Below are 26,731 nucleotides of genomic sequence, written 5' to 3' on the forward strand. Positions count from 1 at the left end.
CATTATTTGCATCTCAAATTTTGATCAATAAAAAAAGCGACTCTTTTGAAGTCGCTTTTCGTAGCCCGTAGGGGAATCGAACCCCTGTTTCTAGAATGAAAATCTAACGTCCTAACCCCTAGACGAACGGGCCATTTGTTTATTAATGTGATGCAAAGATAAGCGCATTTTTTACTCTTGCAAAATAAATGTGGCCCCTTTTACGTAACTCTTTGAATTTGAATAAAATTATTTTTTTACAAGGTCTTTATTTGAGAATAAATCAAGCTTATTCGACCACATAAGCTAGTAAATACGCATTGAACTTCTCATAATGAACATCGAAGTGACAATCGTGATATTCACTTTTTAAATGTAATTTCAAAATTCCTTCATCCTGATATTGAAAAGGAGCAATGGTCATATTATGTAGAAAGGAGACGCCACTATTACCCTGCAATTTATACACAGCCTCTTTAGCACTCCAACAAGCATAGAGCTGCGCTATACGGTTTTCGCCTGAGGTGATAAAGTCCAGTTCTTCTTCTTTTAAGAATTTATGTGCAATGCGTTCCACTTTGGATTTGATAAGCTCCATATCAATACCTACCTCGCCCACCGAACTGATGATCGCTCCTGCATAATCAAAAGAATGAGTGAGTGATATTTTTTGAGGAAAATTAGCTAGGTATGGTTTTCCATTTGCATCAGAAGGACAATCAATATAAGCAGTCGTGTTCAATAACGTGCGTAAAAGGACGCGTGTAGCGAGCCAATGTAAACGACGTTTACCATTGGATAGGCTGATGAGTTTCTGTTCTTCTAGCGCGTCTAATTGCAGTTGATTAGACAATGTTTGTTCATCTTCTTCAATACGCCAAATTGCAAATTTGGTATGCTGATCCAATTCTCGTAGGTATACTAAGCTCATAATCAAACTTAGTTAAATTTGTTTTCATTTAAAAGGAGCTTCGTCTGTAAATAAGCGGTTTTTCAGCTTTATTTTTTGATATGAACTTACTATGACCTGAAGAAGTATGATAAAAATTAATTCCTAATATTTCCATAAGAAATATTAGGAAATGCTGTAAAATATCAACGATTACCGTATTTTTGAAAAAAATGGTTGCTGTTCACTTTTCTAAACGATTGGGAGTCAGCTTTAACCTATACAAATATTGAATAATCATGATTTTATCGGATAAACGTATACTAGAAGAAATAGAAAATGGCAATATCGTTATTGAACCATATGATCGTAAATGCTTGGGGACAAACTCGTACGATGTTCACTTAGGTAAACATCTGGCGACCTATAAAAACCGTGTTTTGGATGCGAAACATCATAATGAGATTGATCATTTTGAAATTCCGGAAGAGGGATTTGTTTTAGAGCCCAATACATTATACCTCGGGGTTACGTTAGAATATACCGAAACACATAAACATGTTCCCTTCTTAGAAGGAAAATCGAGTACGGGTCGTTTAGGTATCGATATTCATGCTACTGCCGGAAAGGGTGATGTTGGATTTTGTAATACGTGGACATTGGAAATTTCCTGTGCACAGCCTGTTCGCATCTACGCGGGAATGCCGATAGGACAACTTATTTATTTCGTAGTTGAGGGAGAGGTGGAAACTCTGTATAATACAAAGGGTAATGCAAAATATAATACCAAGACGACCAAGCCTGTGGAGTCTATGATGTGGAAAAACTCATTTTAAAATAAAAAAGAGCAAAGACTTTAAAATCTTTGCTCTTTTCGTTTGAAATCTGCTTAACCTCCAAATTCCATTAAATAGGCTTTTAAGAATTCGTCCAAGTCACCATCTAGCACAGATTGTGTATTAGAGGTTTCGTAATTGGTTCTTAAATCTTTAATTAATTTATAGGGGTGTAATACATAGTTTCTTATTTGAGATCCCCACTCGATTTTCTTTTTATTACCTTCGATTGCGTCGGTTGCCTCTTGGCGTTTCCGCATTTCGATTTCATACAGTTGTGATTTCAAAAGTCGAAAGGCATTTTCTTTATTTTGTAATTGTGATCTAGATTCCTGATTCTTAATGATAATACCAGTTGGCTTATGGTGTAATCGTACTGCAGTTTCTACTTTATTTACGTTTTGACCTCCAGCACCACCTGCACGGAAAGTATCCCACTCAATTTCGGAATCTTTGACCTCGATTTCAATGTTGTTGTCAATTAATGGATAGACATATACAGAGGCAAATGAAGTATGACGCTTGCCGTTTGAATCAAAGGGTGAAATACGAACTAAACGGTGGACACCATTTTCACCCTTTAGATAACCATATGCAAAATCTCCGGAAATTTGGAGTGTGACAGTTTTTATTCCTGCAACTTCTCCCTCTTGCGAATCCTGTTCAGTTACTTTATAACCATTTTTCTCACCCCACATGATATACATACGCATCAACATGGCCGCCCAGTCACAACTTTCTGTTCCGCCGGCTCCAGCAGTAATCTGCAGAATGGCGTCTAGCTGATCTTCTTCGGCACTTAGCATGTTCTTGAATTCTAATTCTTCCACCGCTTCTAAAGCAATATGATACTGTTCATTGAGCTCCGCTTCCGTAGCGTCGCCGGCTTGATAGAATTCATATAATACACCCGTATCATCGACAGCTGCCGCGACCGAATCAAAGTGATCCGTCCATACCTTCTGTACTTTGATAGACTGTAATATTTTTTCTGCAGCTTTTGAGTCGTCCCAAAAATTAGGCTGTAAGGTAATTTCTTGGTCTTTTTCTAGCAGTTCTTTTTTGACATCGATGTCAAAGATGCCTCCTCAGGGAAGTTACACGATCCCTCAAATCTTGAATTTGTTCTTTGGTCATAATAACAAAGATACGGCTTTCTATAGGAAATGCCCAAAAAGCTGCGATATGAACTTCGGTAATCGGGATAAATTTTTATATTTCCTCAATAGTATAGTTTTTATTGGAAGAGGAGAAATCGATAACTTTGTTTATAGATATGGTACAATTAACATTGTAAATAAAACAAATTTATCTAAGTTTGATTAAAATAGAAAAATATGTTACCAAAAATAGATTTTACTGAGACAGCGGCTTACCGCTATTTAGCCGATCATTATATTCGCATAAACGAGCATAGCTTGAAAGATTTATTTGCTGCAGATGACTTTAGATTTGAGAAATATAGTATTGAATTTAATGATTTGCTCTTAGATTATTCAAAAAATAGAGTGAACGATGAGACGTTAGCTTTGTTACGTCAGTTGGCAAAAGAATGCCAATTAAGCGAAGCTATAGAAGCAATGTTTCAGGGTGAAAAAATCAATGAAACGGAAGGGCGTCAGGTATTGCATACGGCTTTGCGTAATCAATCTGGTAAAGCAATATTTGTTGACGGTCAAGACGTGATGAAAGATGTGAATGCTGTTTTGGCACAGATGGAGTCATTTACGAACCGCATTTTATCAGGTGAATGGAAAGGCTATACTGGAAAAACGATTACCGATGTGGTGAATGTAGGTATCGGAGGATCTGATCTAGGTCCAGTAATGGTGACAGAGGCTTTAAAGGCTTATCGCACACATTTAAATATGCATTTTGTATCTAACGTGGATGGAACGCATATTGCAGAGGCTATTAAAAACCTTGATCCAGAGACAACCTTGTTCCTGATTGCATCAAAAACTTTTACAACACAGGAAACGATGGCAAATGCAAATACTGCTCGGGATTGGTTCTTAGAGAGTGGGGCACAACAGACTGATGTTGCGAAGCATTTTGCAGCGTTGAGTACGAATACCGCTGCTGTTGCCGCATTTGGTATCGATACTAAAAACATGTTCCAATTTTGGGATTGGGTTGGTGGACGTTACTCGCTATGGTCTGCGATCGGTTTATCGATCAGTTTAGCTGTTGGTTTTGATCATTTCAAAGAATTATTAACGGGCGCATTTGAGGCCGATGAGCATTTTAGAACAGCAGCATTTGAAGAGAATATTCCGGTTACTTTGGCATTGTTAGGTATTTGGTATAATAATTTTTTTGAAGCAGAAAGTCACGCAATCTTACCATATGATCAATATTTACATCGCTTTGCAGCGTATTTCCAACAGGGAGATATGGAGAGTAATGGTAAGTGTGTGGATCGTAACGGTAATGCTGTGGATTATCAAACAGGTCCAATTATCTGGGGTGAGCCTGGTACAAATGGACAGCATGCTTTTTATCAATTGATACATCAAGGAACTAAATTAATCCCTTGTGATTTTATTGCACCTGCTATTAGCTTAAATCCTATAGGCAAGCATCATCAGATGTTACTTTCTAATTTTTTCGCTCAGACAGAAGCATTAATGAATGGAAAATCTGAGGAAGTTGTTGTTGCTGAACTAAGAGCCGCGGGTAAATCGGAAGAAGAAATTGAAAAGCTGAAAGCATTTAAAGTGTTTGAAGGAAACAGACCTAGTAACTCTATTTTACTTAAAAAAGTAACACCACGTTCTTTGGGTACTTTGGTTGCGCTCTATGAGCATAAAATATTTGTACAGGGGATTATCTGGAATGTCTTTAGTTTCGATCAATGGGGAGTAGAATTAGGGAAGCAACTTGCCGGTCAAATTTTACCTGAATTAGAGTCAGAAGATATCATTACGACACATGATTCGTCGACAAATGGTTTGATAAATCAATATAAAGCTTGGCGCGTATCATGCTAACAACATAAAAAAAACCGGGGTTAATATTTTAACCCCGGTTTTTTTATGTTGTTAGCTTTTATAAAGATAGAATTTCAACTATTCTTAATAAATCCTGATTGATTGAATCAATGTGTTTAATTGCTTTGTTGAAAGATATAAATTGTACTTCGCCATGAACTAAACCTGCCATTTCACCTTTGCGTCCCTCTAGCAGGGCCTCCACAGCGGCAACTCCTAATCTGCTGGCCAATACTCTATCCATACATGTTGGGCTTCCACCACGTTGTATATGACCTAATATCGATAAACGAACATCATATTTAGGAAAGTTTGCTTTGATTCTTTCTGACACAACCATGCCACCTTCCGAATCGCCTTCGGCAACAATGATGATACGTGAAGATTTGCTTTTGCGTGTTTTATCTAAGCGTTTCATGATGGCGTCGTAATCCACATTAAACTCAGGGATTAAAACGGCTTCAGCACCAGTACTGATACCCGATCTTAGCGCAATCAATCCCGAATCTCTACCCATCACTTCAATTACAAAAAGACGGTCATGAGATTCTGCTGTATCTCTAATTTTATCAACGGCTTGAATAACAGTATTTATAGCTGTATCATAACCTATTGTAAAGTCAGTACCAGCAAGATCATTGTCAATTGTACCCGGAAGACCGATGATAGGAATATCAAATTCCTCTAGAAATTTGGATGCACCTGTAAAAGTTCCATCGCCACCAATTACGACTAAAGCATCGATACCGGCCGCTTTTACATTTTCATAAGCTTTCTGACGACCTTCAATAGTTCTGAATTCATCACTTCTTGCTGTTTTTAAAATGGTGCCACCGCGTTGTATAATGTTCGCGACAGATTTAACGTCCATGGCATACATATCACCACTGACCAGGCCGTCATAACCTCTTTTAACACCAAAAACATTTAAACCATTATATATACCTGCTCTAACTACCGCGCGAATGGCAGCATTCATTCCTGGAGCATCTCCTCCAGAAGTTAATACTGCTATATTTTTAATATTACTCATAATTCAAACTTAATAAATCTTATTTCGATTTGCAATATAAACCAGTTGAATGAAAAAAACAACTTATTTGGGTTATCTATTTGTAAATTGATCACCCAAATAAGTTGCGATTGCGTTTATTCTTTGCTCGTACTGCGGGCGATTCAACAAAATCAACGCCCCATAGAGTCTTTATTTTTTTGCATGGAATGCATCAATACCACTTTGTAAAAAAGCTTTATATTCAGCAATATTTCTATTGGCACCTGACTGCGGGACTAATACTTTGCCTGATGCATCTACAATAACATATAGAGGCTGAGAATTACTATTGAAAGCCGAAGCTTGAAAATCACTATTTTTATTGCCAATTGTTTTAATTTTCTTGCCACTATATTTAGATACAAATTGCTCGTTTGCCGGTAGATCTGTCTTATCATCAACAAACAACTCCGCCATAACAAATTCCTCTTTCAATAATTTTGCAACTCCGGGGTCGGTCCAAACATTTGCTTCCATTTCACGGCAATTGACACAACCCCAACCTGTAAAATCAATTAGAACAGGTTTATTCAATTCTTTAGCGGCTTCTAAGGCTTGGTCATAGTCATAGTAAGGATCAAATCCTTTGGGAGTACCGCGTTTGTGGAATATCTCTGCATATTTTTTTACTTTACCGTCCGAGTGCGTTGGCGTACTTGCTACTCCAGCAGATAAATCAAAATCCTGAGTTGCTGATGGTGGTAAAAATGCGGATATGGATTTCAAAGGAGCTCCCCATAGTCCTGGTATCATGTACATCACAAAAGCAAAGACTGTTATCGCTAAAAATGTACGTGGTACGGATAAGAATTTGAGCTCACTATCATGAGAAAACTTAATTTTACCAATCAGGTAGAGACCCATTAAACCGAATATAACGATCCATAAAGAAAGGAATACTTCACGATCAAACCAATTCCAATGGTAGGCAAGATCAACATTTGATAGGAATTTTAATGCTAAGGCTAACTCCAGAAATCCGAGGACTACTTTGACACTATTTAACCAGCCTCCTGATTTTGGAAGGGATTTTAATAATGAAGGGAACATTGCGAATAATGCAAAAGGAATTGCTAATGAAATAGAAAAACCAAGCATACCGATTGCTGGTCCTAAGCGCTCGCCTTTAGAGGCTGCTTCTACCAACAACGTACCTATAATAGGTCCTGTACAGGAAAAGGAAACTAAAGAAAGGCTAAATGCCATGAAAAATAGACCTACCAAACCACCTTTGTCTGATTTTGCATCCATTTTATTGACAAATGAACTTGGTAGTGTGATTTCAAATGCGCCAAAAAATGATGCTGCAAAGACGACTAGTAGTAGGAAGAATAAGAAATTAAAGATACCATTTGTAGAAAGTGCATTAAGAGCATCAGAACCAAATAAAATGGTAATGATCATGCCCAGTGCAACGTAGATGATGATGATAAATAATCCATATAGTAAAGCTTTACTTATTCCACTGGCTCTTGATCCTGATTGTTTTGTAAAGAAACTGACGGTCAACGGTAACATCGGAAAGATACAAGGCATCAATAATGCCATAAAACCTCCAACTAAACCTGCGATGAAAATACCCCAGAGTGATTTTTTTTCTTCGGGAGCTTGATCAATTGCTGATTGCGTCAGGGCTTTAGTTGTATCCTGACTGAGGGTATCAGGACTTTCAGAGAAAACCAAATCCTCTGTCACTTCCACAGGGGATGTTGTATCAGCTGATTCTGAAAATTCGATTCCTTCTACACTAAGTAATGAGTCTTGTGCTGTTGCAAAAGAAAGAACAGGAATAAATAAACTGAAAATAACGAAGTAGATTAAAAATAGTTTCTTTTTAGCCATTATATATAGAGTTCTAAGATAATTTGTAAAATTAAAAAAAGACATTGAGAATCACCTTATTGTTTAGTAGTTGTAAAGTCAATTTTACTATCTAAAGGTAATCTTACAGGCATTTATCCTTCATCACAGGCGTACTTATAATAAATCGCAGAAAATTAACATTTCATGAAGTGATTTGGATTTCCACGCTAATAAGAAAACGCTATTCAACTAACCATATTGAGGTTCGCTGAATAGCGTTTTGTGCAAATATTTGCTGTTATATTTTTACTTGATCACTACAGAAAATGCGTAATCTGTTGGTGGAAGACATTGGGTCTTATCGCATGCTTGGTACTCTACACTTCCTTTTACAGTTGTTGCTCCTTTATTTAATTTTACTTTTTGCTGAAAAATTACTTCTTTTTTAAAGTAGCCTACATTCATTTTAAATACCTCTTCGTATTTTGTTGCAGCTTTAGGTTCAGCTGTTTTACCGTTTAGCGTATAATCTTTAGATGCAGGGAACGTAAATGAGGTTGGTATAGGACCATTTTCACCCACATTTTGAGAATAAATGTGCCAACCGTCCTGAATAGTGGCTTTGATAAAGATAACTGCTTCCTTATCATTTAATTTTTTTGAAGCAACAGTCCATTTAACAGGATCGTGGATTTGAGCTACTGCTCCTGAAATAGCAAAAAATAATACTGCTATTAATAATGTTAATTTTTTCATGGAATATATTTGTTTTTTTATTGTTACAAAGCTATCATTAGCATATTGATTGTTTTTAGTAAACGATAGGCATTGATGGTTTCATCAGAATATTTTAATATTAAAAACTTTCTATACAAATCATGCTCTTGCTATAAGACCGTCGAAAATAGCTAAAGTTTAATTTCTTTTAGCAAATTTACTTTTTTTGTATAATATATTTATCGGAGCAGGGTAAATATTTTTTTGCTTAAAGGACATATTTAATCTCCTGGAGATTGAACTCTTTTATTTCATTTGCGATTTGAATCTGTAATAGGCCATTTGAAAGTACTTGTATTATTTTCCCTTCAATTTCTGTTTCATTGATCAGATATTTTTTCATCTCATTTCTTCTAAAAAGATTTTGATTGAATGCTAATAGTTGCTGATCTTGATCCAGATTTTTTAAGCGATTGTACTCTGTATTTAAAAATTGATAAAGTTCTGTCGCTAGCGATCGTATGTGATAGGGTTCTTCTTGTTTGGTGATCGATTTTAGTGAGGTAATATGTTGCGTATCGCCAAATGAAGTCTGATTTATATTAATACCGATCCCAATAATACTTGTTGCGATTTTATTTCCTTTTATCGTGTTCTCAATTAGTACACCCACTATTTTTTGGTCATTTATATAAATATCATTTGGCCATTTGATTTGCACTTTTTGGTTGGTTTTTGTTTTTAACCAGTTAAATATTCCGAGACATATGGCGCACGATAAGGTAAATTGTTGATCTATTCTTAAAAAATGCGGGTAAATGAGGATTGATGTAATGATATTTTTACCAGGTTCGCTTTTCCAAATGTTACCCCTCTGCCCCTTCCCCGCGAATTGTTCTACTGCTAAAATGGCAGAACCTTCGTCCTGTGGCTTGAATTTTGACAAGTTTTCTTTAAAATAATCATTTGTGGATGCCACTCGATCGACAGTAATTACATTTTGACCGATAATAAGTCCTGAAAATGTGTTATTTTGCAAGGTGATAATTTTTTAATTGTATACAATAGTCAAAACTATAATTTTTTTTAATGGATAAAAATAAAAGTTCAGAATTGTCAACACGACTGTCAGAGGTGGTGGTATATGGAATGCAAGAGAAGAAAGCAAATGAAATAGTGCGATTGGATTTGAGAAATATTAACAGTTCTGTTTCCGATTATTTTGTAATTTGTCATGCAGATTCCCATATTCAAGCGCAAGCAATCGCGAAAAGTGTAGAAGATGAAGTCTATAAGACATTTGGTCAAGACCCACAATATAAAGAAGGCCAGAGTCTTGGCGAATGGTTGATCCTTGACTTTGTAGATGTAGTTGTTCATATCTTCAAGAAAGAAAAAAGGGCACTCTATGCGATCGAGGATCTATGGGGCGACGCTCAAATTCAAGACTTTCAAAGTGCTTAATTAAGATAGAAAAAATAGAATTAAAACGATATAAATAAGAAAGAATGAAGAAAATACCAACTGGTAAAATAACCCCAAAACCGCCCAAGTTTAATGTCATGTGGCTTAGTTTTGCTTTGATATTGGTTTTTTTTGCCCTACAATACGTTTTTAGTGATAATTCGGCTAAAAAAATCACGTACAGTGAATTTGAATCTACCATTTTACCAACAGGTGATGTAGAAAGATTAGAAGGTACTAAGAAAAATGATCTTGTACATATTGATGTTTATATCAAGAAAGATCGTTTAAAAGATGAAAAATATAAAAATGTTGCTCCAGGAGCTAATGCATTGTCATTGAACCCTGAAGTAGGCCCTCAATATTACTTTACTGAAGCTTCCGCTGATATTTTGGCTTCAAATTTAAAAGCGGCGCAAGAAAATCTTCCTGCAGGTACACCGCGATTGAGTGTAAGTTATGAAGATCGTTCTAACCCATGGGCTAATTATTTTGTGACCTTTATTTTACCTCTTGTTGTGATGGTATTATTATGGTTATTCTTGATGCGCCGTATGAATGGTGGTGGCGCTGGCGGTGGTGGTCAGATATTTAATATTGGTAAATCTAAAGCACAGCTGTTTGATAAAGAGTCTTCTATTAATATTACTTTTAATGATGTTGCAGGTTTAGAAGAAGCCAAACAAGAAGTAATGGAAATTGTGGATTTCTTGAAAAACCCACGCAAATACACAAACCTAGGGGGTAAAATTCCTAAAGGGGCATTATTAGTAGGCCCTCCGGGAACCGGTAAAACGTTACTTGCGAAAGCTGTGGCAGGTGAAGCACAAGTTCCTTTCTTCTCTTTATCAGGTTCTGATTTTGTTGAGATGTTTGTGGGTGTTGGTGCTTCTCGTGTTCGTGATTTGTTTAAGCAGGCAAAAGAAAAAGCACCATGTATCATCTTTATCGATGAGATTGATGCTATAGGCCGTGCACGCGGTAAAAACTCCATGATGGGTGGTAATGATGAACGTGAAAATACTCTAAATCAGCTTCTTGTTGAGATGGATGGTTTTGGAACGGATTCAGGTGTTATTATTTTAGCCGCAACCAACCGTATTGATGTATTAGATAGTGCACTGTTACGTCCGGGACGTTTTGATAGACAGGTTTCTATTGATAAACCCGATTTAATCGGTCGTGAGCATATTTTTAAAGTTCACTTGAAACCGCTAAAGTTATCGGAAGAAGTTGATGCTAAAAAACTGTCGGCACAAACTCCGGGATTTGCTGGAGCAGAGATTGCCAATGTTTGTAATGAGGCTGCCTTAATTGCTGCACGTAAGAATAAGACAGAAATTGATATGCAAGATTTTCAAGATGCGGTAGATCGTGTTATTGGAGGTCTTGAGAAGAAAAATAAAATCATTTCACCAGAAGAGAAGAAAATTGTTGCTTACCATGAGGCTGGTCATGCGATTGCAGGTTGGTTTTTAGAGCATGCAGATCCATTAGTGAAAGTATCTATCGTGCCTCGCGGCGTCGCTGCACTGGGTTATGCGCAGTATTTACCTAGAGAGCAGTTCTTATATACGACCGAACAGTTAGTTGATAGTCTGTGTATGACAATGGGTGGACGTGTAGCTGAAGATATCACATTTGGACGTATCTCGACGGGTGCGCAAAATGATTTGGAAAGAATCACAAAATTAGCATACGCGATGGTTGCTATCTATGGTATGAATGATAAAGTTGGGAATGTTTCGTTCCGAGATGGATCTGAACAATTTCATAAACCTTATTCTGACAAAACGGCAGAGTTAATTGATTCTGAGGTACGTAATTTAATTACTGACGTTTATGCAAGAACAAAACAATTATTGTTAGATAAACAAGAAGGTTTGATTGCGATCGCCGAAAAACTATTAGAGAAGGAAATCTTATTTCAAAGTGACCTGGAAGAAATTTTGGGAAAACGCCCTTTTGATACAAAAACAACGTATGATGAGTTTGTGAATAGTGGAGATGGTGGCGGTGTTCCGCAAACAGATCTTCCGTTAGATGTGTTACCTGAAGAGGCGAGCAGCGCAGAACCCAAAGTAGGTATTAAAGAAGAGGATAATCCAAACGTATAAATTTTAATTCTACAGCGCTTCTGAAAAGAAGCGCTGTATTTTTTATCAGTTCCACCGTATGAATGTTAAAAATAGCAGCAGCAAAGAGCAAATGCTTAGTAAAATAAGAAAAGCTCTGGTAGAAAAGACAGAAAATCCACACCCCAAATTTCAGAAAACACCTTTATATCAGGAGGAAGATGAGCTTGTTGATGTGACCTTTGCACGCGAATTAACAGCAGTAGGGGGTAAGTTTTTGTATTGTGATGGCGAGATTGAACTGATTGAGAATTTGATTAACCTGACGGAGGAAAATAATATAAAAAAAATATTTACCTGGGAAAAAGGTGTGCAAGACCTTTTAAACCCTTACGGTTTTCCTATACATACTGATGAAACTGAATTTGATGCCGCGGATGCAGGGATAACTTCTTGTGAAGTTATGATTGCGCGTAACGGTAGTATCATGGTCAGCAATGCTAATGCATCAGGACGTAGATTGGGAATTTATCCGCCCATCCATATTGTGATTGCAAAAGCTTCGCAGATGGTATGGGATATTAAAGATGCATTATCCTATATGCAACGACGCTATGGCAATGAAATGCCCACAATGGTTTCTACAGTTACAGGACCTTCCCGTACGGCAGATATCGAAAAACGCCTGGTCCTGGGGGCTCATGGGCCAAAAGAATTATATGTTTTATTATTAGAGGATCGTTTTTAATTATATGATACAGGAATACCTTTTTTTAACTCCAGTTGCGAGTATTATCTTTGCTTTGACAGTGGCTTCAAGTATCTATAGTTTTTCCAATCCCCAAGTATTGGGAGAGATGATGTTACATCCTTACAGTATATATCGTAAAAAACGCATTTACACTATTTTAACCAGCGGCATGGTTCATAAAGATTGGGGACATCTCCTTTTTAATATGATCACATTTTATTATTTTGGATTTGGCTTAGAAAAAATATTGATACAGGTCAGTGATTGGGGACACCTTCAGTTTGCAATCATTTATATTTCCAGTTTAATATTGAGTGATATCCCTACCATTTTCCAGCACAAAAATAATCCGGGCTATTATAGTTTAGGTGCATCAGGAGCAATCTGTGCTGTTTTATTTAGCTATATCATGTTTGATCCTAAAATGATGCTCGGTATCTTTATGATCATTCCAATGCCTGCATACATATTTGCTGTACTTTTTCTTGGTTACTGTATTTGGGCATCTAAAAATTCAAGAGACGGTGTCAACCACGATGCACATTTATTTGGAGCAATCTCGGGAGTGATTATAACCTTGTTACTCTATCCATGGATTTTTAAGCATTTTATAAGTCAATTTTAGCACTATCCTGCCCAGTTTTCGCGGTCTAAGCTTCTATATTGTATTGCTTCAGCAAGATGATGATTTTGGATGTTGGTTTCTTGTTCCATATCAGCGATTGTTCTAGCTACTTTTAAGATTCGGTCATATGCTCTTGCCGATAAACCTAATTTCTCCATAGCGACCTTAAGGAGCTGTGTTCCCTGCTGATCTATCTGACAGCGTTCACGAACCTGGGTACTGCTCATTTGAGCATTACTATGAATTTCACTATACTGTTTAAAACGTTCGTTTTGAATTTTTCTAGCAGCAATGACCCGTTGTCGCACCACTATGCTTTTTTCTGATGTTTCATTAGAGACAAGCTCTTTAAATGCCACTGGTGTGACTTCCACATGGAGGTCGATTCGATCCAGTAGTGGTCCTGATATTTTGCTTAAATAACGTTGCACGGCATTGCTACCACATATGCATTCTTTTTCGGGATGATTGTAATATCCACATGGGCATGGATTCATGGCAGCAATTAACATAAAGCTTGCTGGATAATCGACCGAAAATTTTGCTCTTGAGATTGTAATATTCCGTGACTCTAATGGTTGTCGCATCACTTCCAATACAGTTCTTTTAAACTCCGGAAGTTCGTCCAGAAATAAAACACCATTATGTGATAATGAGATTTCTCCAGGTTGAGGAGTTGCGCCACCCCCGACCAGAGCAACATCAGAAATGGTGTGATGGGGAGACCGAAAGGGTCTAGTTGTCATCAAAGATTCCTTGGCCGACAGCTGTCCAGCCACAGAGTGGATTTTAGTAGTTTCTAATGATTCTTCTATTGTTAATGGGGGTAAGATCGTCGCTAATCGCTTCGCTAGCATTGTTTTGCCAGCTCCTGGCGGGCCTATTAAAATGACGTTGTGACCGCCTGACGCCGCAATTTCTAAAGCTCTTTTAATGTTTTCCTGACCTCTAACATCACCAAAATCAGTTTCAGCATGATCGATTTTTTTTAAAAATTCTTCTTCAATATTGATAGCGGTTGGCATAAGATCATGCTTATCGTTAAAAAAATCCACAACTTCCGTCAGATTATCAACGCCGAAGATTTGTAAATTAGAAACAATTGCGGCTTCTCTTGCATTTGTATTCGGAAGAATAATTCCTTTGAAATTATCTTTAAGCGCCTGAATAGCGATGGGTAGCACTCCCTTTATAGCTTGAATCTTACCATCTAGCGAGAGCTCACCCAATATGAGGTAATCCGTTAATTTGTCGACATTAATTTGATTAGATGAAGCCAGTATTGCTGTCGCAATTGCAAGATCATAAGCTGAGCCTTCTTTGCGAATATCTGCTGGGGCAAGATTGACAACGATTTTTTGTCTGGGCATGCGAAGACCGCAAGACACAATGGCACTTTCTATACGCTGTAAGCTTTCTTTGACAGCATTATCGGGCAATCCAACAATATAATATCTTGTTCCAGCTGTTATATTTACTTCAACAGCTACACTAGTTGCTTCAATGCCATATACTGCACTACTATAGGTCTTTGTTAACATATAATTGGTCTAACTGATCATTAAAGTTAATAAAAAGGTTTAACTATTTCTTGAGAATTATTTTTTTCCTTTGAGGAACAGCATGAAGTTGTGGTTTTAGATAAAATACATTATATTGTAGTAATTGATATTTATCATATGTCAAAAAATAATTGGTTTTGGCAAACGATTTGCTACTCTATTTGTATTATTAATGAATAGAACGGATTGCAAAGAATTAACATTTAAAGTTTAAGAATATGAATGATACTAGTAAAGTAGTAGTGGCATTATTGGCAGGGTTAGCTGCAGGAACCGCTTTAGGAATTTTATTCGCACCTGATAAAGGAACAGAGACAAGAGACAAGTTAAATGAATCATTAGCAGATTTGGGAGATGCTATCCGTGAACGCGCAGAAGAGCAGTTTGATCAGCTTAATGACTTCAAAGAAAAAATAGTTTCAACCCTCAAAACAAAAATCAATAAAGGGGAAGAAATCTTCGAAGACGAAATAACAGAACACGCGTAAGTGGCTGTTGGTTTTAGAGCTTAAAAAAATATTATAGACCATATTATCAGAGGCTAAAAAGCCTCTGATTGTTAAAATAAAAATAAATGGAAGAAGAAAAATTCTCGCTTAGTGGAACATTCCAAAAGACAAAGGAATATTTAGATTCGCAATTAAATTTAATTCGGCTAAAGACCGTTGAGCGATCTTCCCGTTTGATCGCAAGCTTGATTGTCGATGGAGCAAAAATTATTTTAACCTTATTTATTATATTTTTCCTTTGTCTTGCCCTTGGTTTTTATTTGGGAGAAGTACTAGGTAGTAATTCTTTAGGATTTTTAGCGACAGCAGTAATATTTTTGGTGATACTGTTATTGATTCGTGTATTAGAACCAAAATTGGAGACTAAATTTATGGATTTGTCTATCCGCAGATTCTCTGCAAAATGGGATGATGAAGCAGATGAAGAAGAAAATAATTTGAAACAAGAAAACTTAGAAGATGACGAAAAAAAGCAAAATTCATAACCTCGCAGAGCTTAAGGCTGAAATCGCGCGTCTCAAGATTTTAAAAAACGAACAGGAAGCATATTTAAAGTCTCAAGTTAAATTACTGAATCATAAAATAGAGACGCCTGTACGTATTTTTAATGCGCTTAAATCTAACATTCCAGGTGCAAATATCATAACAGGTCTTTTTGCTTCGAATAAAAGTAGTGGAAATCCTAACTCAGATTGGGTAACAAAAGCCCTGCGCATTGGTGTACCTTTTGTTATGAATAGATTTTTCTTTAAAAAAGCTGGTGTTTTAAAGAAAGCTCTTCTTCTATTAGCTTCAGAAAAAGCTCTTGGTCAGGTTAATCAAGATAAAATTTCAAGTATTATCGAGAAGGTGACAGATTTTATCAAACCTAAAAAGAAGAAGAAAAAGCAGGTCGATGTGGAGAAGCTTCCCGTAGTTGAAGATCAGGTGAATGAATATGGTATACCTTCCTACAGTGAAACCTATTAGTACGATACCAGTTTCCCAGAGTCGGTGTAGCCAAGGTTGCCATTTACTTTATTAACGAACTGTTGGCGATAGCTATCTTACTTTGGCCCCATATAGTGCTGCTAATACTTAGTTATTTCGTTGAAAATAGTAATTCTTATTTTATGAGATGAACTTTCGAATGTTGCACTGGCATCTAAGATTTCATGACCCCTGGCTAAACTTTGATCGGTTATACTCCCCACTTAATTTTAGTATACTATTGATTACTGCAAGAATAAGATTATTTTTGCAGGATATTTTATTATAATGGGTAAAGACAAACTTAGAAAATTTGCAGAAATTGGTACTTTTGACAATGTCGTAGAACTTGATGCAGGTAAAGCGCTTAAAGGTCAATGGGCTAAAACGCATTTTAAAAATGATAATCCAATTGTTGTAGAGTTGGCTTGTGGAAAAGGTGAATATACTGTTAATTTGGCCAAGCTTTTCCCTGAAAAGAATTTTATTGGTGTTGACTATAAGGGTAACAGGATTTGGAGAGGAGCAAAAACTGCTATTGAAGAAGGTATTAGTAATGTTGGATTTCTACGTATTCAGATTGAAACGATTTTGGAATATTTTGCAGAGAATGAAGTTTCTGAAATCTGGATTACATTCCCAGACCCACAACCGCAGGATAGCCGTGAGAAAAAAAGACTGACCAATCCAACTTTCTTAGGCCGTTATAAGTTTGTTTTAAATGATGGTGGATTTATGAACCTGAAAACTGACAACGATGGTTTTTATAATTACACTTTAGAACAGATTGAAATCTTAGGACTGCCTAAACATGTCGAAACAGCAGATTTGTATCATTCTGATTTAGTAGATGAGGTGTTGTCTATTAAAACATATTATGAGAAGAAATATTTGGCTGTTGATAAAAATATAAACTATGTTAAATGGTCATTCGATCAGATATAATTCTTTTCTGAAATGCATTTCATAAATAAGAAGGCTCCATCCGATTAGGATGGAGCCTTCTTATTTATGCCTCTACTTGCGCTTTAGGAGGAAAGTTTTTATGTTTTCTTTTGCTTATTTTTTCGATATTGACCGGTTGAGGGATCTTGACATAGTATCCAGTACCATCATATATACGCTTCAACGGATCTTCTTGGCAAGCTGTTGAGCAACAGCCTTCAAGTTTTTCACCACATGCATCACATTGTGTGAAATGCTCATTGCAGATCGGGCTGGCACAATTAATCATCTTCGGTGTTTCTTTTCCGCAGTTTTTACATTTTGAAACTACTACGGGGTTTACAGAGTTGACATCAACAGTAACCCTGTTATCAAAGACGTAACATTTACCATCGAAGTCTTTACCTCCGGCCTCTTTACCATATTTGATAATACCGCCATGTAGTTGATAAACATCTTCAAAACCTTCTGCCAGTAATAATGCTGATGCCTTTTCACATTTGATACCACCAGTACAGTAGGTTAAGATTTTTTTACCTTTATATTTTTCGAGTTCTTTAACTTTTTCAGGGAATTCTCTGAAATTTTCAATGTCTAAAGTAACTGCATTTCTAAAGTGACCAACATTATGTTCATAATTAGAGCGTACATCAAGAACAACAACATCATCTCGGTCTTTCATTTCCATGAAGTCTTTAGGTTCAAGATGTATTCCTGTTTTCTGAGTGGGGTCAATAATTTTTGGATCCCGTAACCCCGAGTGAACAATTTCAGTTTTGTAACGGCAGTGCATCTTTATAAAAGATGGTTCCGTAACATCGTCTATTTTAAACTCCGTATGATTGAATCTTCCATCGGCATAAATGGCATCCATATATACTTGGCATGACTCTGGTGAGCCCGAAACCGTTCCATTAAGACCTTCGTCAGCAACAATAATACGTCCAACTAAATTTAATGATTTACAAAATTCTAAATGATCTGCCGCGAATTTTTCAGCGTCAGCGATAGGACTGTAGCAATAGTACAGTAAAGTTTGATATTGTGCCATAGTTTTCATTGATACCGCTGCAAACGGCGTTTAATGCAAATGAATTATAGGGCAAATTTAGTTAAAAATTGGAAATTATACAATTTTTAACTTTTTCACATCGGCCTTCGAAGGACGATCATTGGTATGGAACATAAAAAACTACAACCGTTACATCAATGATATTCGTCATTTTTTCTTTAGGGGCTCTAGTAAATACTCGAGTCCGTTTAATTTTATTTCATATAATGTACCCAGCTGAATCCCCAGCTTTCCTGGTGGAAAACCCTTCTGGTGGAACCATACGAGATAAGGTTCGGGTAAGTTACAGAGCGTATAGCCTTGGTATTTTCCAAAAGGCATTTTAACGGTTACAAGTTCAGTAAGTATTTCAGGGTTCATCATTAGTCTTCAGGATTACCATTTTTGATACGGTATACAATCATTTTCAATGCTATTATAACGTGGTTGAACAGATTGGGAATTGTACCGTAGTATTTTTGAAAAATGTCATAGCGTTCTTTCAAAGATTCGCGATGTCTTTGTTTCGACATTCCACCAACTAAATAACGTGCAACATGCTGATGGGCATTAACAGCGATAGATGATTTTTTTGCGGCCTTAATGACCCAATCTATATCTGCACACAATTTGTACTGTAAGTCATAAGGTTCTGCAATAGTGCGTTTGATATAGATTGCCTGATGACAGATATTCATACCATAGCGAAAGCTTTTCCAGTTAAAATATGCAGGAACCTTATGCCGGCGTTCACCAATTATTTCTCGCTGTTCGTTTATTAAGAAAGTTTCACCATAAATAATATCAGCTCCTTCACTTACTTCTGCTAGGCTTGCTAACGTTTCCTTACTGTACAACTCATCTCCAGAATTCAAAAATAGGACATAATCACCTGTGGCCAGCGCTAGACCTTTGTTCATTGCATCGTAAATCCCGTTATCCTTTTCGGATAAAATAACGGATATTTCTGGTCTATATTTTTCGATCACATCCAAAGTTCCATCTGTAGATAAACCGTCAATAACAATGTACTCTACATGTTTGTAGGTTTGACTCACAACAGATTTTAAGGTATATTCAATATCCCGCACATTATTGTAAACGACTGTAATGATGGAAAACGTGGGATTATTATACATATTATTTTTTTAATTCGTTGAGTTTCTTTTTTGCAAAACGGATCCCTCTTTGTAAAAGTGAACCTTTTCTATGGGCATAAAAATACTTAATTGATTGATAAGCTTGTGCATGCTCTTGAATTTCTTGCGGAAATTGTGTTATTTTTTTATTTGCTAGTACAACTTGGTAGGTCGTCTCTGCGGCTGTATGTGTTCCGGATCCATCATTACCGATATTCTGTGTCAATGAATTGCGGGGATAAAGCACTAACCCGTTGTTTTTAAAAACAGATGCATACCAGCGGATGGCCCAAGAGTTGATTTTTCCAGTTTTAAATTCTTTCACCTGTTTCCAAAAATTCTCCTTGCCTTCTATACTAAATTGGTGAATTTGCTCAGCAGTAAAATCATCTGTTAAGGCATTAATATCGCTATTGAAACGATTCCAAGCGCGATCCCATGTTGCCCAGCCCCAACTATTTGCTACTCTAAAGAAAAAGGTTTCAGGTAGAGTTTCAATATCTTTTACGGGATAACCATAGCCAGATATCTGCATGACCTGATCTTGATGTCGGTAAAGTTCTAGAGCATCATTAAAGTATTCCAAAGCAAATGGGGAGGTTACTAAATCATCTTCTAGAACAATGACTTGACCATATTGTTCTACAATTTTAGTGACACCGTCGATGACATTTGCTGCTAATCCGCAATTTGACTCCCTTAAAGTAAGGGTTACAGATTTAAATCTCCAATTTCTATTGATAATTTCCCGCACTTGTTCTACTGCAGCCTTTGATTGCTCATTTTTAGCAGCATCCGCATAAATAAATAATTCAGACTCGGAAGCCAGATTATTATTTTCCAGTGCCTTTAACGTACGTAAAGTGTGATCTGGTCGATTGTAAACAAATAAGATAATGGGAGCTGTTGACATTATGGTTATATTCCTAAGCAGTTATTTTCTTTGTAAAATAGGGATGTGGCTTTTCGATGTATAGCACCGATTGCTATACCTGAAAATGGGATATGTTTAAATCCTTGCTGTAAAAGAAAGTCAATAGCAGGTTGGTAGTGTGCCCTTTCAGAATCGTCCAATATCAATACGCCACCAGTACTTAATTTTTCAATGGCACTTTTACAACAGGAAACGCGCTTTCTGCCATCTACAATAACAATATCAAAAAGTTGCTCTTCTTGTTTTATTGCGTTGATATAGTCATCCTTTTCTAGTGAAATGTTTTTAATGGCAACATTGGCTGGCATTTGATTTTTAATACGTTCAAACCAATTTTTATCATGTTCTACAGCAGTAACTTTTTTGACATGTTTGGCATAGAATAAGGTTGAATTTCCTGCTCCGTATTCAAAAAGTAATAAGTTCTTATTTAAACGGCCATCAATAAAATCTAAAAAGGAGTAAGTGAGCCAAGGGATCGGATTCCCATTCGGATCTAATGATTCTTTGTTTAAATAGGAGTTGATCCAGCCTGTCTGAACGAAATATCCCTTAAAGGCCAAGGATAATAACCCCTTAATTAATTTACTATTGAATAATGATTGATAGCTACCTGTTTTTTCCATTTTTTAGATTTTATTAGTGGAAATAAACTTAGCGATTTATTTTCAAAAATCTTTCTTTTATCGTAGATAAAAGCCCTAAAAGAAAAAGTGATTTGATCATTAAAATAGCATTTGGGCGAGTTCTTTTAATGAAAAGAAGGAAAAAAGTCGAAGCAAAATAGGCGATCAGCGTTGCGTAAGCAGCTCCAATAATTCCAAATTTTGGTATGAAGAAATAATTCAGCACGACATTAACAATTGCACCAAAAGCTGTTCGGTATAAGGTGATCTTTGTCAGGCCTTCAGCAATGAGATATTGCGCACTTGCTGTTCCTAAGAACGTAAAAACCCCTGCCCAAATATGTACTTGAAGTGTATGCAGTCCAGGTGCGTACTCTGGCTTATAATATTTAAATATAAAGGGAGCAAGGAATGTAACAACCAAAGCAACAGATACGCTAACAAAAACCATAAGCTCATATAAGTTTCCAAGTCTTTTTTGATATAACTCAGGACTCCCTTTTCGTGCATTCATTATGGCGGGGAATAATGATGTGGAAATAGCAACAGGTATAAAATACCAACTTTCGCTAAAATTTACGACAACCGTATAAACTCCTAATGCTGATTTACCCAATATCGCATCGATCATCAATTGGTCGATCTTCATGTAAAAGGTAATAAACAAAGAAGAGAAGGCCAATGGCCAGCCCTGTTTGATCAATTCTTTAGCGGTAGTGGCGTCATATTTCCATTTGGAAATATGATGCCCCAGTTTACGGTAGAGTGCTAAATACCCGATTTGTAAAATAAGAACATCAATCACTAAAGTCCAGATGAAGGCATCTAGTGGTGCTTTTAAAAGAATTAATATCAGTTTTATAGCCGCAGAAAGAATGTTTCCTCCTACCTGTACGATCATAATCATCTTACCTTTCACTTTGGCCTGAAAGAAGCTGTCGATGATCTGAACGGCCTGTATAATGCAGATAAAGGAGACTAGTACAATTTGTTTGAAGGTAGCAGCTGGGGCCTCTGGTGCGTATTGAGCGATGAAAAAGTAAGTGATGTAAATAAGTGGCAAGACGAGTAAACCCGTTATGATACGTATACGTAATGCCGAACCTAAAAGCTCATTTTCCTTTTCAGGATGTTGAATGATTTGTCGGGTAATGAGGCCATCGGTACCCATTGTGGAAATGCCTGTAAAGAAAGCAAGCAAAACTAAGGGATAACTGTAAGTACCGAAATTTGCACTACCTAAATAGGAAGGTAATGCAACAGTTGTGACCAACATCTTGATAAACAGGGATCCTACACGGGCCATTAAAAGCCAACCCGTGTTTTTGAAATATTTTTCGAATGCCTCTGGATTAAATCCTGGTAATGCCGGTATTTTCATTATGATGCAAACCTACTGATTTTTTTTAGAGGTTTGCATGAGAATCCTTCCGTAATATTACAATACATTAATCGTATTGGAGAATTCGGATAAGCTGGGGTGTGTTGGATTAAGGTCTGTTACAAGGTAATTGACATCATGAATTGGAACAACTTTCATTTTCTGAACCGAGTTTAATTTTTCGGCAATGCTTAAGATAACTAGTTTGCTTGAACATTTAATCATGGCTTTTTTAATTTGGACAACTTCCCAATCAGAATCTGTAACGCCATCTTGAGTGGAAAGACTATTTGTTCCTAATAAACAAAGATCTACTTTGATATCAGAGAGCTCATTGGTTACTTGAGATCCAGATACGATATTTGTATTTCTAGAAAGTTTTCCACCAATTAAAATAACCTCTAAGTTAGGTTTTTCAGCTAATTCTAATGCAACAAGGGGGCTGATCGTAAATATGGTACATTGAAGACTGTCCGGTACTAGTCGAGCAAGTTCAATCATTGTTGTTCCACCACCAGCAAGAATGGTCATGCCATTTTGAAGTAAAGTAATTGCTTTTTTAGCAATTTCCTTTTTAGCTTCTTTCGCATATACATTTCCATCTTGAAAAGGAAATTGAAAAGATTTGGATAAGGCTCCACCGTAAACCTTTAGTACTTTGCCATTTTCCGCTAATTCATTTAAATCACGACGTATGGTGTCTTCAGAAACATTGAGCTGAATGCTTAAATCTGAAGATAATACTTTATTGTGCAGATTTATTTGGTGTATAATAAAAGCTTGTCTTTCCTCTTTTAACATGACAGATAGTTTATATAGTCGAAATAATTTATATACAAATGTAATTAAATGAAGGTATAAAAAATAAAAGTATTTTAACCGTTATCTTTATTTTTTATCTGCGTTACTCCCGCTTTAAATCGCGGTTTAAAACCAGTCGGTTTGCTAGCTGGTTCAAGTGGATCCTCTTTAACAGTTTGATCCTTTTGCTCTTCTGATTTATGTTCCGTATTTATCGGTTCTGTTGCAGTAGCTTGTTTTGTTAGTCCTGCTTTAAATCTAGGTTTAAATCCAGCAGGTTTGTTTGCTGTTTCAGCAGGCGTGTCCTGTTGATCCGTTTTTTCAAGCTGTACATCTGCTTTTTGTTCCGCATCTGTCGGTTCTACTGCAGTCGCCGGTTTTGTTACTCCAGCCTTAAATCTGGGTTTAAATCCAGCAGGTTTATTTGCCGTTTCAGCAGGCGTGTTCTGTTGATCCGTTTGATCAAGCTGTGCATCTACTTTTTGTTCCGCATCTGCCGGTTCTGCTGTAGTCGCCGGTTTTGTTATTCCAGCCTTAAATCTGGGTTTAAATCCAGCAGGTTTATTTGCCGTTTCAGCAGGCGTGTTCTGTTGATCCGTTTGATCAAGCTGTGCATCTACTTTTTGTTCCGCATCTGCCGGTTCTGCTGTAGTCGCCGGTTTTGTTACTCCAGCCTTAAATCTGGGTTTAAATCCAGCAGGTTTGTTTGCTGCTTCAGCAGGCGTGTTCTGTTGGACCGTTTGATCATGCTGTGCATCTACTTTTTGTTCCGCATCTGCCGGTTCCACTGTAGTCGCCGCTTTTGTTACTCCAGCCTTAAATCTGGGTTTAAATCCAGCAGGTTTGTTTGCTGCTTCAGCAGGCGTGTTCTGTTGATCCGTTTGACCAAGCTGTGCATCTACTTTTTGTTCCGCATCTGCCGGTTCCACTGTAGTCGTCGGTTTTGTTACTCCAGCCTTAAATCTAGGTTTAAATCCAGCAGGTTTGTTTGCTGTTTCAGCAGGCGTGTTCTGTTGATCCGTTTTATCAAGCTGTGCATCTACATTTTGTTCCGCTTCTGTCGGTTCTGCTGCAGTCGCCGGTTTTGTTACTCCAGCCTTAAATCTGGGTTTAAATCCAGCAGGTTTAGTCGCGATATCTGCAGTAGGATCAGCTTGTTCTTTTTTATCGTCGACGCTTTCTGTATTGGTCGAAGGTTCAGATACAGGGGACGATGTTATTCCGGCTTTAAATCTAGGTTTGAATCCGGCCGGTTTTGCTGTTACTTCTTGTGATATGGCAGCATTCTGGATTTTTTCGACATCCTCATCTTTCACTTCTGCTTCAATAGGAGGAGCTATGGCAGGTTTTACCAGTGTTTTAAAGCGTGGTTTAAAACCTGTAGATGGAGTGGCCGTTTCAGCGGCAACAACTTGTTGTTCTTTTACAATTGGAGCAGGTTGTTGTATTTCTTTCTTGTCAACTATTGGCTCCTCTAATCGATAACTTTTTCGGAGTCTATTGAACCAAAATTTCTTGGTATGGTCAAAACTTTTTGCACCCATGGCCACATAGTGCTTTTTAAATTCTTCATAAAGTGAGTTGTCCGCTTTTTTTAAAGCAGTTAAGTCAATCTTTTTTTTAGCGAAAAATTCTTCAAAAGTCATCCTGAAAGTATTTAGTCTATTACAAATGTATACTATTTTATTAAGCTTTAATAGCTTGAGTGCTATTTTGAAATAATTTTGGGTATAAAAAAAGAGCGACAAGCGCTCTTTTTTTATGTTGTTCGAAAAATATTAAGCCATGTTGTGGTATACAGCTTGAACGTCATCATCTTCTTCAATCTTGTCGATTAGTTTTAATACATCTGCAGCATCTTCTTCCGAAATTTCAGAATGAGATAAAGCAATACGTTCTAATTTTGCTGAAGATACCGCGATTCCTTTTTCCTCAAGTAAACGTTGCATATTTCCAAAATCTTCAAATGAAGTTTGGACAACAACTACATCATTTCCCTCTTCATCAGATTCCACATACAATTCTTCAAGACCACCATCAATGAGTTCTAATTCTAGTTCCTCTACATCCAGATCTTCTGTTGCAGGAAATCTAAAAAGAGATTTACGGTTGAAAATAAAGTCTAGAGATCCTGTTTTACCCAATGTTCCACCAGCTTTGGTGAAATAGCTACGTATATTGGCTACAGTTCTATTGGTGTTGTCGGTTGCTGTTTCAATTAAGATAGGTACTCCGTGAGGCCCATATCCTTCATATACATATTCTTCATAGCCTTTGGAATCTTTTTCAGAAGCTCTTTTGATAGCAGCTTCTACACGATCTTTAGGCATATTTACAGCTTTCGCATTGTTTATCGCTGTACGTAATCTAGAATTTGATTCTGGGTGAGGACCACCTTCCTTCACCGCAATTGCAATTTCTTTTCCTAAACGCGTAAATTGGATTGCCATTTTGGCCCAGCGTTTAAACTTACGTTCCTTTCTAAATTCGAAAGCTCTTCCCATGTTATATTTTGTTTGTTTTAAGATTCTCTATCATATCGACAGTAAGCTTTGCTAAATCAAAAGCAGGCTTCCAGTTCCAATCTGCTCTTGCTGGAGAGTCCTCAATACTAGCTGGCCAAGAATCTGCAATGGCTTGTCTAGGATCATTCTCCGAGTAAGTGATTGTAAAATTAGGAAGAATTTTTTTAATTTCTTCAGCTAGTTCTTTTGGGGTAAAACTTACACCTGTTAAATTATAGCTTGAGCGAATCGTTAAACTTTCTTTTGGAGCATCCATCAACTTTAAAGTACCGCGGATAGCATCGTCCATATATAACATCGGTAGTGCTGTATCTTCAGATAAGAAACATTCATACGTTCCTTTCTTAAGTGCATCATAGAAAATATGAACAGCATAATCTGTTGTGCCGCCTCCTGGTTCTGCTTTCCAGGAGATAATACCTGGGTAACGAATACTGCGGATATCTAATCCACGGTTTTCCTGATACCATTCTACAAGTCTCTCGCCGGCAAGTTTGCTGATTCCATAAATGGTATTTGGATCCATCACACAGTATTGATCTGTATTTGTTTTAGGTGAATGAGGTCCAAATACTGCAATTGAGCTCGGCCAAAATATTTTTGATACCTTATATTCAACAGCAAGATCGAGCACATTGAGCAGACCGTTCATGTTAAGGTCCCAGGCTTTTTGTGGATAGATTTCACCAGTCGCCGATAGCATGGCCGCTAATAAATATACTTGTGTTGGTTTATATTTTTGGAATAGGGATTCTACTGCACTTTTGTCAAGTACATTTAGGGTTTCAAAGATTTCCCCATCCTTTAAATTTTGAGGTTCTCTAATATCGGAAGTAACGACATTTTCAATACCAAATTTTTCTCTTAAAGCTGTGGCCAATTCTGTTCCGATTTGACCATTTGCACCGATTATAATAATGCTTTCTTTCATCGATGCAAATATAGTATTTTTATTATCCTAATCAATGTTTCGAAACCATTGAAATGATTAACAGTTATTCTTTTTTTAGTTTTATAAAGTCTTTATTGTCACGATATTCGGTCCGTTTGCTGTTTCGTTTTAGCGTTTTTTTTCTGATTTTTTAGCAAATTTTATTTGCTTT

Annotated in this window: 27 protein-coding genes and 1 tRNA gene; 10 read left to right on the top strand and 18 right to left on the bottom strand. The window is 36.8% G+C overall.

Going from position 1 to position 26,731, the window contains the following annotated elements:
• Positions 1-61: 61 nt before the first annotated feature.
• Both FHR29_RS24430 and FHR29_RS24435 read right to left on the bottom strand, forming a co-directional pair.
• A tRNA-Glu gene (locus FHR29_RS24430) sits at positions 62-133 on the bottom strand.
• A gap of 135 nt (positions 134-268) precedes the next feature.
• Positions 269-910 carry a 4'-phosphopantetheinyl transferase superfamily protein gene (locus FHR29_RS24435; protein WP_021191394.1) on the bottom strand — a complete coding sequence of 214 codons (642 nt, stop codon included), beginning with the start codon at positions 908-910 and terminating at the stop codon, positions 269-271.
• Positions 911-1,167: 257 nt separating this feature from the next.
• Between FHR29_RS24435 and dcd the strand changes: the two genes are divergently transcribed.
• The gene (gene dcd, locus FHR29_RS24440) at positions 1,168-1,704 is read left to right on the top strand and encodes a dCTP deaminase (protein WP_021191395.1); all 537 of its coding nucleotides are present in this window, start codon (positions 1,168-1,170) and stop codon (positions 1,702-1,704) included.
• A 53-nt stretch (positions 1,705-1,757) separates the two neighbouring features.
• Here the strand turns inward: dcd and prfB are convergent.
• Positions 1,758-2,841 (bottom strand): peptide chain release factor 2 gene (prfB, locus tag FHR29_RS24445; protein ID WP_132769946.1). Its coding sequence is split into 2 segments (ribosomal slippage): positions 1,758-2,780 and positions 2,782-2,841, totalling 1,083 coding nucleotides; the frame shifts between segments, so codons are not numbered across the junction.
• 200 nt (positions 2,842-3,041) lie between these two features.
• Between prfB and pgi the strand changes: the two genes are divergently transcribed.
• A complete protein-coding gene (pgi, locus tag FHR29_RS24450) occupies positions 3,042-4,697 on the top strand; it encodes a glucose-6-phosphate isomerase (protein WP_183917888.1) in 1,656 nt (551 codons plus the stop codon).
• A gap of 58 nt (positions 4,698-4,755) precedes the next feature.
• On the opposite strand, the gene pfkA is transcribed toward pgi, so the two are convergent.
• The 4 genes from pfkA to FHR29_RS24470 all read right to left on the bottom strand — a co-directional run bounded on the left by pfkA (position 4,756) and on the right by FHR29_RS24470 (position 9,310).
• Positions 4,756-5,730 carry a 6-phosphofructokinase gene (gene pfkA / locus FHR29_RS24455; protein ID WP_132844344.1) on the bottom strand — a complete coding sequence of 325 codons (975 nt, stop codon included), beginning with the start codon at positions 5,728-5,730 and terminating at the stop codon, positions 4,756-4,758.
• Positions 5,731-5,901: 171 nt separating this feature from the next.
• Positions 5,902-7,593, bottom strand: a complete 1,692-nt coding sequence (locus FHR29_RS24460; protein WP_183917890.1) for a protein-disulfide reductase DsbD — start codon at positions 7,591-7,593, stop codon at positions 5,902-5,904.
• A 267-nt stretch (positions 7,594-7,860) separates the two neighbouring features.
• Positions 7,861-8,310, bottom strand: a complete 450-nt coding sequence (locus tag FHR29_RS24465) for a protein-disulfide reductase DsbD domain-containing protein (RefSeq protein ID WP_132844341.1) — start codon at positions 8,308-8,310, stop codon at positions 7,861-7,863.
• A gap of 229 nt (positions 8,311-8,539) precedes the next feature.
• Positions 8,540-9,310, bottom strand: a complete 771-nt coding sequence (locus FHR29_RS24470) for a biotin--[acetyl-CoA-carboxylase] ligase (RefSeq protein WP_221197944.1) — start codon at positions 9,308-9,310, stop codon at positions 8,540-8,542.
• A gap of 50 nt (positions 9,311-9,360) precedes the next feature.
• On the opposite strand from FHR29_RS24470, the gene rsfS reads away from it, so the two are divergent.
• Genes rsfS through FHR29_RS24490 form a run of 4 tightly spaced genes read left to right on the top strand, consistent with a single transcriptional unit; the run spans position 9,361 to position 13,186 of the window.
• Complete coding sequence (gene rsfS, locus FHR29_RS24475; protein ID WP_021191401.1) at positions 9,361-9,735, top strand: ribosome silencing factor; 375 nt, start codon at positions 9,361-9,363, stop codon at positions 9,733-9,735.
• 44 nt (positions 9,736-9,779) lie between these two features.
• Positions 9,780-11,852: an ATP-dependent zinc metalloprotease FtsH gene (gene ftsH, locus FHR29_RS24480; RefSeq protein ID WP_183917892.1), complete on the top strand. Its 2,073-nt coding sequence runs from the start codon at positions 9,780-9,782 to the stop codon at positions 11,850-11,852.
• Positions 11,853-11,910: 58 nt separating this feature from the next.
• The gene (locus tag FHR29_RS24485; protein ID WP_132844337.1) at positions 11,911-12,558 is read left to right on the top strand and encodes a lactate utilization protein; all 648 of its coding nucleotides are present in this window, start codon (positions 11,911-11,913) and stop codon (positions 12,556-12,558) included.
• Between the two features lie 4 nt (positions 12,559-12,562).
• A complete protein-coding gene (locus FHR29_RS24490; RefSeq protein WP_132844336.1) occupies positions 12,563-13,186 on the top strand; it encodes a rhomboid family intramembrane serine protease in 624 nt (207 codons plus the stop codon).
• Positions 13,187-13,188: 2 nt separating this feature from the next.
• On the opposite strand, the gene FHR29_RS24495 is transcribed toward FHR29_RS24490, so the two are convergent.
• Positions 13,189-14,727, bottom strand: a complete 1,539-nt coding sequence (locus FHR29_RS24495; RefSeq protein ID WP_183917894.1) for a YifB family Mg chelatase-like AAA ATPase — start codon at positions 14,725-14,727, stop codon at positions 13,189-13,191.
• 239 nt (positions 14,728-14,966) lie between these two features.
• Here FHR29_RS24495 and FHR29_RS24500 point away from each other — a divergent pair, with 239 nt between their 5' ends.
• The 4 genes from FHR29_RS24500 to trmB all read left to right on the top strand — a co-directional run bounded on the left by FHR29_RS24500 (position 14,967) and on the right by trmB (position 17,171).
• Positions 14,967-15,236 (top strand): YtxH domain-containing protein, encoded by a 270-nt coding sequence (locus FHR29_RS24500; RefSeq protein ID WP_021191406.1) that lies wholly within the window; start codon positions 14,967-14,969, stop codon positions 15,234-15,236.
• 86 nt (positions 15,237-15,322) lie between these two features.
• Positions 15,323-15,742 carry a hypothetical protein gene (locus FHR29_RS24505; protein ID WP_132844332.1) on the top strand — a complete coding sequence of 140 codons (420 nt, stop codon included), beginning with the start codon at positions 15,323-15,325 and terminating at the stop codon, positions 15,740-15,742.
• Positions 15,717-16,226: a hypothetical protein gene (locus FHR29_RS24510; RefSeq protein WP_132844330.1), complete on the top strand. Its 510-nt coding sequence runs from the start codon at positions 15,717-15,719 to the stop codon at positions 16,224-16,226. The genes FHR29_RS24505 and FHR29_RS24510 overlap by 26 nt, the downstream gene beginning before the upstream one ends.
• Positions 16,227-16,514: 288 nt before the next feature.
• Positions 16,515-17,171, top strand: coding sequence for a tRNA (guanosine(46)-N7)-methyltransferase TrmB (trmB, locus tag FHR29_RS24515; RefSeq protein ID WP_132844328.1), 657 nt, complete (start codon positions 16,515-16,517; stop codon positions 17,169-17,171).
• 64 nt (positions 17,172-17,235) lie between these two features.
• On the opposite strand, the gene FHR29_RS24520 is transcribed toward trmB, so the two are convergent.
• The 10 genes from FHR29_RS24520 to FHR29_RS24565 form a co-directional block, all read right to left on the bottom strand.
• Positions 17,236-18,222: a rhodanese-related sulfurtransferase gene (locus FHR29_RS24520; protein WP_183917896.1), complete on the bottom strand. Its 987-nt coding sequence runs from the start codon at positions 18,220-18,222 to the stop codon at positions 17,236-17,238.
• Between the two features lie 168 nt (positions 18,223-18,390).
• Positions 18,391-18,606, bottom strand: coding sequence for a DUF3820 family protein (locus FHR29_RS24525; protein WP_021191410.1), 216 nt, complete (start codon positions 18,604-18,606; stop codon positions 18,391-18,393).
• On the bottom strand, positions 18,606-19,361 hold the full coding sequence (locus FHR29_RS24530; protein WP_132844325.1) for a glycosyltransferase family 2 protein: 756 nt from the start codon (positions 19,359-19,361) through the stop codon (positions 18,606-18,608). Before FHR29_RS24530 ends, FHR29_RS24525 begins: the two co-directional genes overlap by 1 nt.
• Before the next feature lies 1 nt (position 19,362).
• Positions 19,363-20,274 (bottom strand): glycosyltransferase, encoded by a 912-nt coding sequence (locus FHR29_RS24535; protein ID WP_221197945.1) that lies wholly within the window; start codon positions 20,272-20,274, stop codon positions 19,363-19,365.
• A 5-nt stretch (positions 20,275-20,279) separates the two neighbouring features.
• Complete coding sequence (locus FHR29_RS24540; protein ID WP_132844322.1) at positions 20,280-20,921, bottom strand: FkbM family methyltransferase; 642 nt, start codon at positions 20,919-20,921, stop codon at positions 20,280-20,282.
• Positions 20,922-20,949: 28 nt separating this feature from the next.
• On the bottom strand, positions 20,950-22,302 hold the full coding sequence (locus FHR29_RS24545; RefSeq protein WP_021191413.1) for a flippase: 1,353 nt from the start codon (positions 22,300-22,302) through the stop codon (positions 20,950-20,952).
• 57 nt (positions 22,303-22,359) lie between these two features.
• Positions 22,360-23,103, bottom strand: a complete 744-nt coding sequence (locus FHR29_RS24550) for a DeoR/GlpR family DNA-binding transcription regulator (protein ID WP_132844321.1) — start codon at positions 23,101-23,103, stop codon at positions 22,360-22,362.
• A 74-nt stretch (positions 23,104-23,177) separates the two neighbouring features.
• Positions 23,178-24,749: a hypothetical protein gene (locus FHR29_RS24555; RefSeq protein ID WP_183917898.1), complete on the bottom strand. Its 1,572-nt coding sequence runs from the start codon at positions 24,747-24,749 to the stop codon at positions 23,178-23,180.
• Positions 24,750-24,881: 132 nt separating this feature from the next.
• Positions 24,882-25,607 carry a YebC/PmpR family DNA-binding transcriptional regulator gene (locus tag FHR29_RS24560; protein ID WP_132844318.1) on the bottom strand — a complete coding sequence of 242 codons (726 nt, stop codon included), beginning with the start codon at positions 25,605-25,607 and terminating at the stop codon, positions 24,882-24,884.
• Position 25,608: 1 nt separating this feature from the next.
• Positions 25,609-26,559 (bottom strand): NAD-dependent epimerase/dehydratase family protein, encoded by a 951-nt coding sequence (locus tag FHR29_RS24565; RefSeq protein ID WP_183917901.1) that lies wholly within the window; start codon positions 26,557-26,559, stop codon positions 25,609-25,611.
• Positions 26,560-26,731: the final 172 nt, after the last annotated feature.

This window comes from Sphingobacterium sp. JUb56, from assembly GCF_014191365.1.
Lineage (GTDB): Bacteria > Bacteroidota > Bacteroidia > Sphingobacteriales > Sphingobacteriaceae > Sphingobacterium > Sphingobacterium anhuiense.

What these genes read in the sequence shown, in the direction of transcription:
- FHR29_RS24435 (WP_021191394.1), bottom strand. Translation starts at nt 910, where the DNA reads ATGAGCTTAGTATACCTACGAGAATTGGATCAGCATACCAAATTTGCA.
- dcd (WP_021191395.1), top strand. Translation starts at nt 1,168, where the DNA reads ATGATTTTATCGGATAAACGTATACTAGAAGAAATAGAAAATGGCAAT.
- pgi (WP_183917888.1), top strand. Translation starts at nt 3,042, where the DNA reads ATGTTACCAAAAATAGATTTTACTGAGACAGCGGCTTACCGCTATTTA.
- pfkA (WP_132844344.1), bottom strand. Translation starts at nt 5,730, where the DNA reads ATGAGTAATATTAAAAATATAGCAGTATTAACTTCTGGAGGAGATGCT.
- FHR29_RS24460 (WP_183917890.1), bottom strand. Translation starts at nt 7,593, where the DNA reads ATGGCTAAAAAGAAACTATTTTTAATCTACTTCGTTATTTTCAGTTTA.
- FHR29_RS24465 (WP_132844341.1), bottom strand. Translation starts at nt 8,310, where the DNA reads ATGAAAAAATTAACATTATTAATAGCAGTATTATTTTTTGCTATTTCA.
- rsfS (WP_021191401.1), top strand. Translation starts at nt 9,361, where the DNA reads ATGGATAAAAATAAAAGTTCAGAATTGTCAACACGACTGTCAGAGGTG.
- ftsH (WP_183917892.1), top strand. Translation starts at nt 9,780, where the DNA reads ATGAAGAAAATACCAACTGGTAAAATAACCCCAAAACCGCCCAAGTTT.
- FHR29_RS24485 (WP_132844337.1), top strand. Translation starts at nt 11,911, where the DNA reads ATGAATGTTAAAAATAGCAGCAGCAAAGAGCAAATGCTTAGTAAAATA.
- FHR29_RS24490 (WP_132844336.1), top strand. Translation starts at nt 12,563, where the DNA reads ATGATACAGGAATACCTTTTTTTAACTCCAGTTGCGAGTATTATCTTT.
- FHR29_RS24495 (WP_183917894.1), bottom strand. Translation starts at nt 14,727, where the DNA reads ATGTTAACAAAGACCTATAGTAGTGCAGTATATGGCATTGAAGCAACT.
- FHR29_RS24500 (WP_021191406.1), top strand. Translation starts at nt 14,967, where the DNA reads ATGAATGATACTAGTAAAGTAGTAGTGGCATTATTGGCAGGGTTAGCT.
- FHR29_RS24505 (WP_132844332.1), top strand. Translation starts at nt 15,323, where the DNA reads ATGGAAGAAGAAAAATTCTCGCTTAGTGGAACATTCCAAAAGACAAAG.
- FHR29_RS24510 (WP_132844330.1), top strand. Translation starts at nt 15,717, where the DNA reads ATGACGAAAAAAAGCAAAATTCATAACCTCGCAGAGCTTAAGGCTGAA.
- trmB (WP_132844328.1), top strand. Translation starts at nt 16,515, where the DNA reads ATGGGTAAAGACAAACTTAGAAAATTTGCAGAAATTGGTACTTTTGAC.
- FHR29_RS24520 (WP_183917896.1), bottom strand. Translation starts at nt 18,222, where the DNA reads ATGGCACAATATCAAACTTTACTGTACTATTGCTACAGTCCTATCGCT.
- FHR29_RS24525 (WP_021191410.1), bottom strand. Translation starts at nt 18,606, where the DNA reads ATGATGAACCCTGAAATACTTACTGAACTTGTAACCGTTAAAATGCCT.
- FHR29_RS24530 (WP_132844325.1), bottom strand. Translation starts at nt 19,361, where the DNA reads ATGTATAATAATCCCACGTTTTCCATCATTACAGTCGTTTACAATAAT.
- FHR29_RS24535 (WP_221197945.1), bottom strand. Translation starts at nt 20,274, where the DNA reads ATGTCAACAGCTCCCATTATCTTATTTGTTTACAATCGACCAGATCAC.
- FHR29_RS24540 (WP_132844322.1), bottom strand. Translation starts at nt 20,921, where the DNA reads ATGGAAAAAACAGGTAGCTATCAATCATTATTCAATAGTAAATTAATT.
- FHR29_RS24545 (WP_021191413.1), bottom strand. Translation starts at nt 22,302, where the DNA reads ATGAAAATACCGGCATTACCAGGATTTAATCCAGAGGCATTCGAAAAA.
- FHR29_RS24550 (WP_132844321.1), bottom strand. Translation starts at nt 23,103, where the DNA reads ATGTTAAAAGAGGAAAGACAAGCTTTTATTATACACCAAATAAATCTG.
- FHR29_RS24555 (WP_183917898.1), bottom strand. Translation starts at nt 24,749, where the DNA reads ATGACTTTTGAAGAATTTTTCGCTAAAAAAAAGATTGACTTAACTGCT.
- FHR29_RS24560 (WP_132844318.1), bottom strand. Translation starts at nt 25,607, where the DNA reads ATGGGAAGAGCTTTCGAATTTAGAAAGGAACGTAAGTTTAAACGCTGG.
- FHR29_RS24565 (WP_183917901.1), bottom strand. Translation starts at nt 26,559, where the DNA reads ATGAAAGAAAGCATTATTATAATCGGTGCAAATGGTCAAATCGGAACA.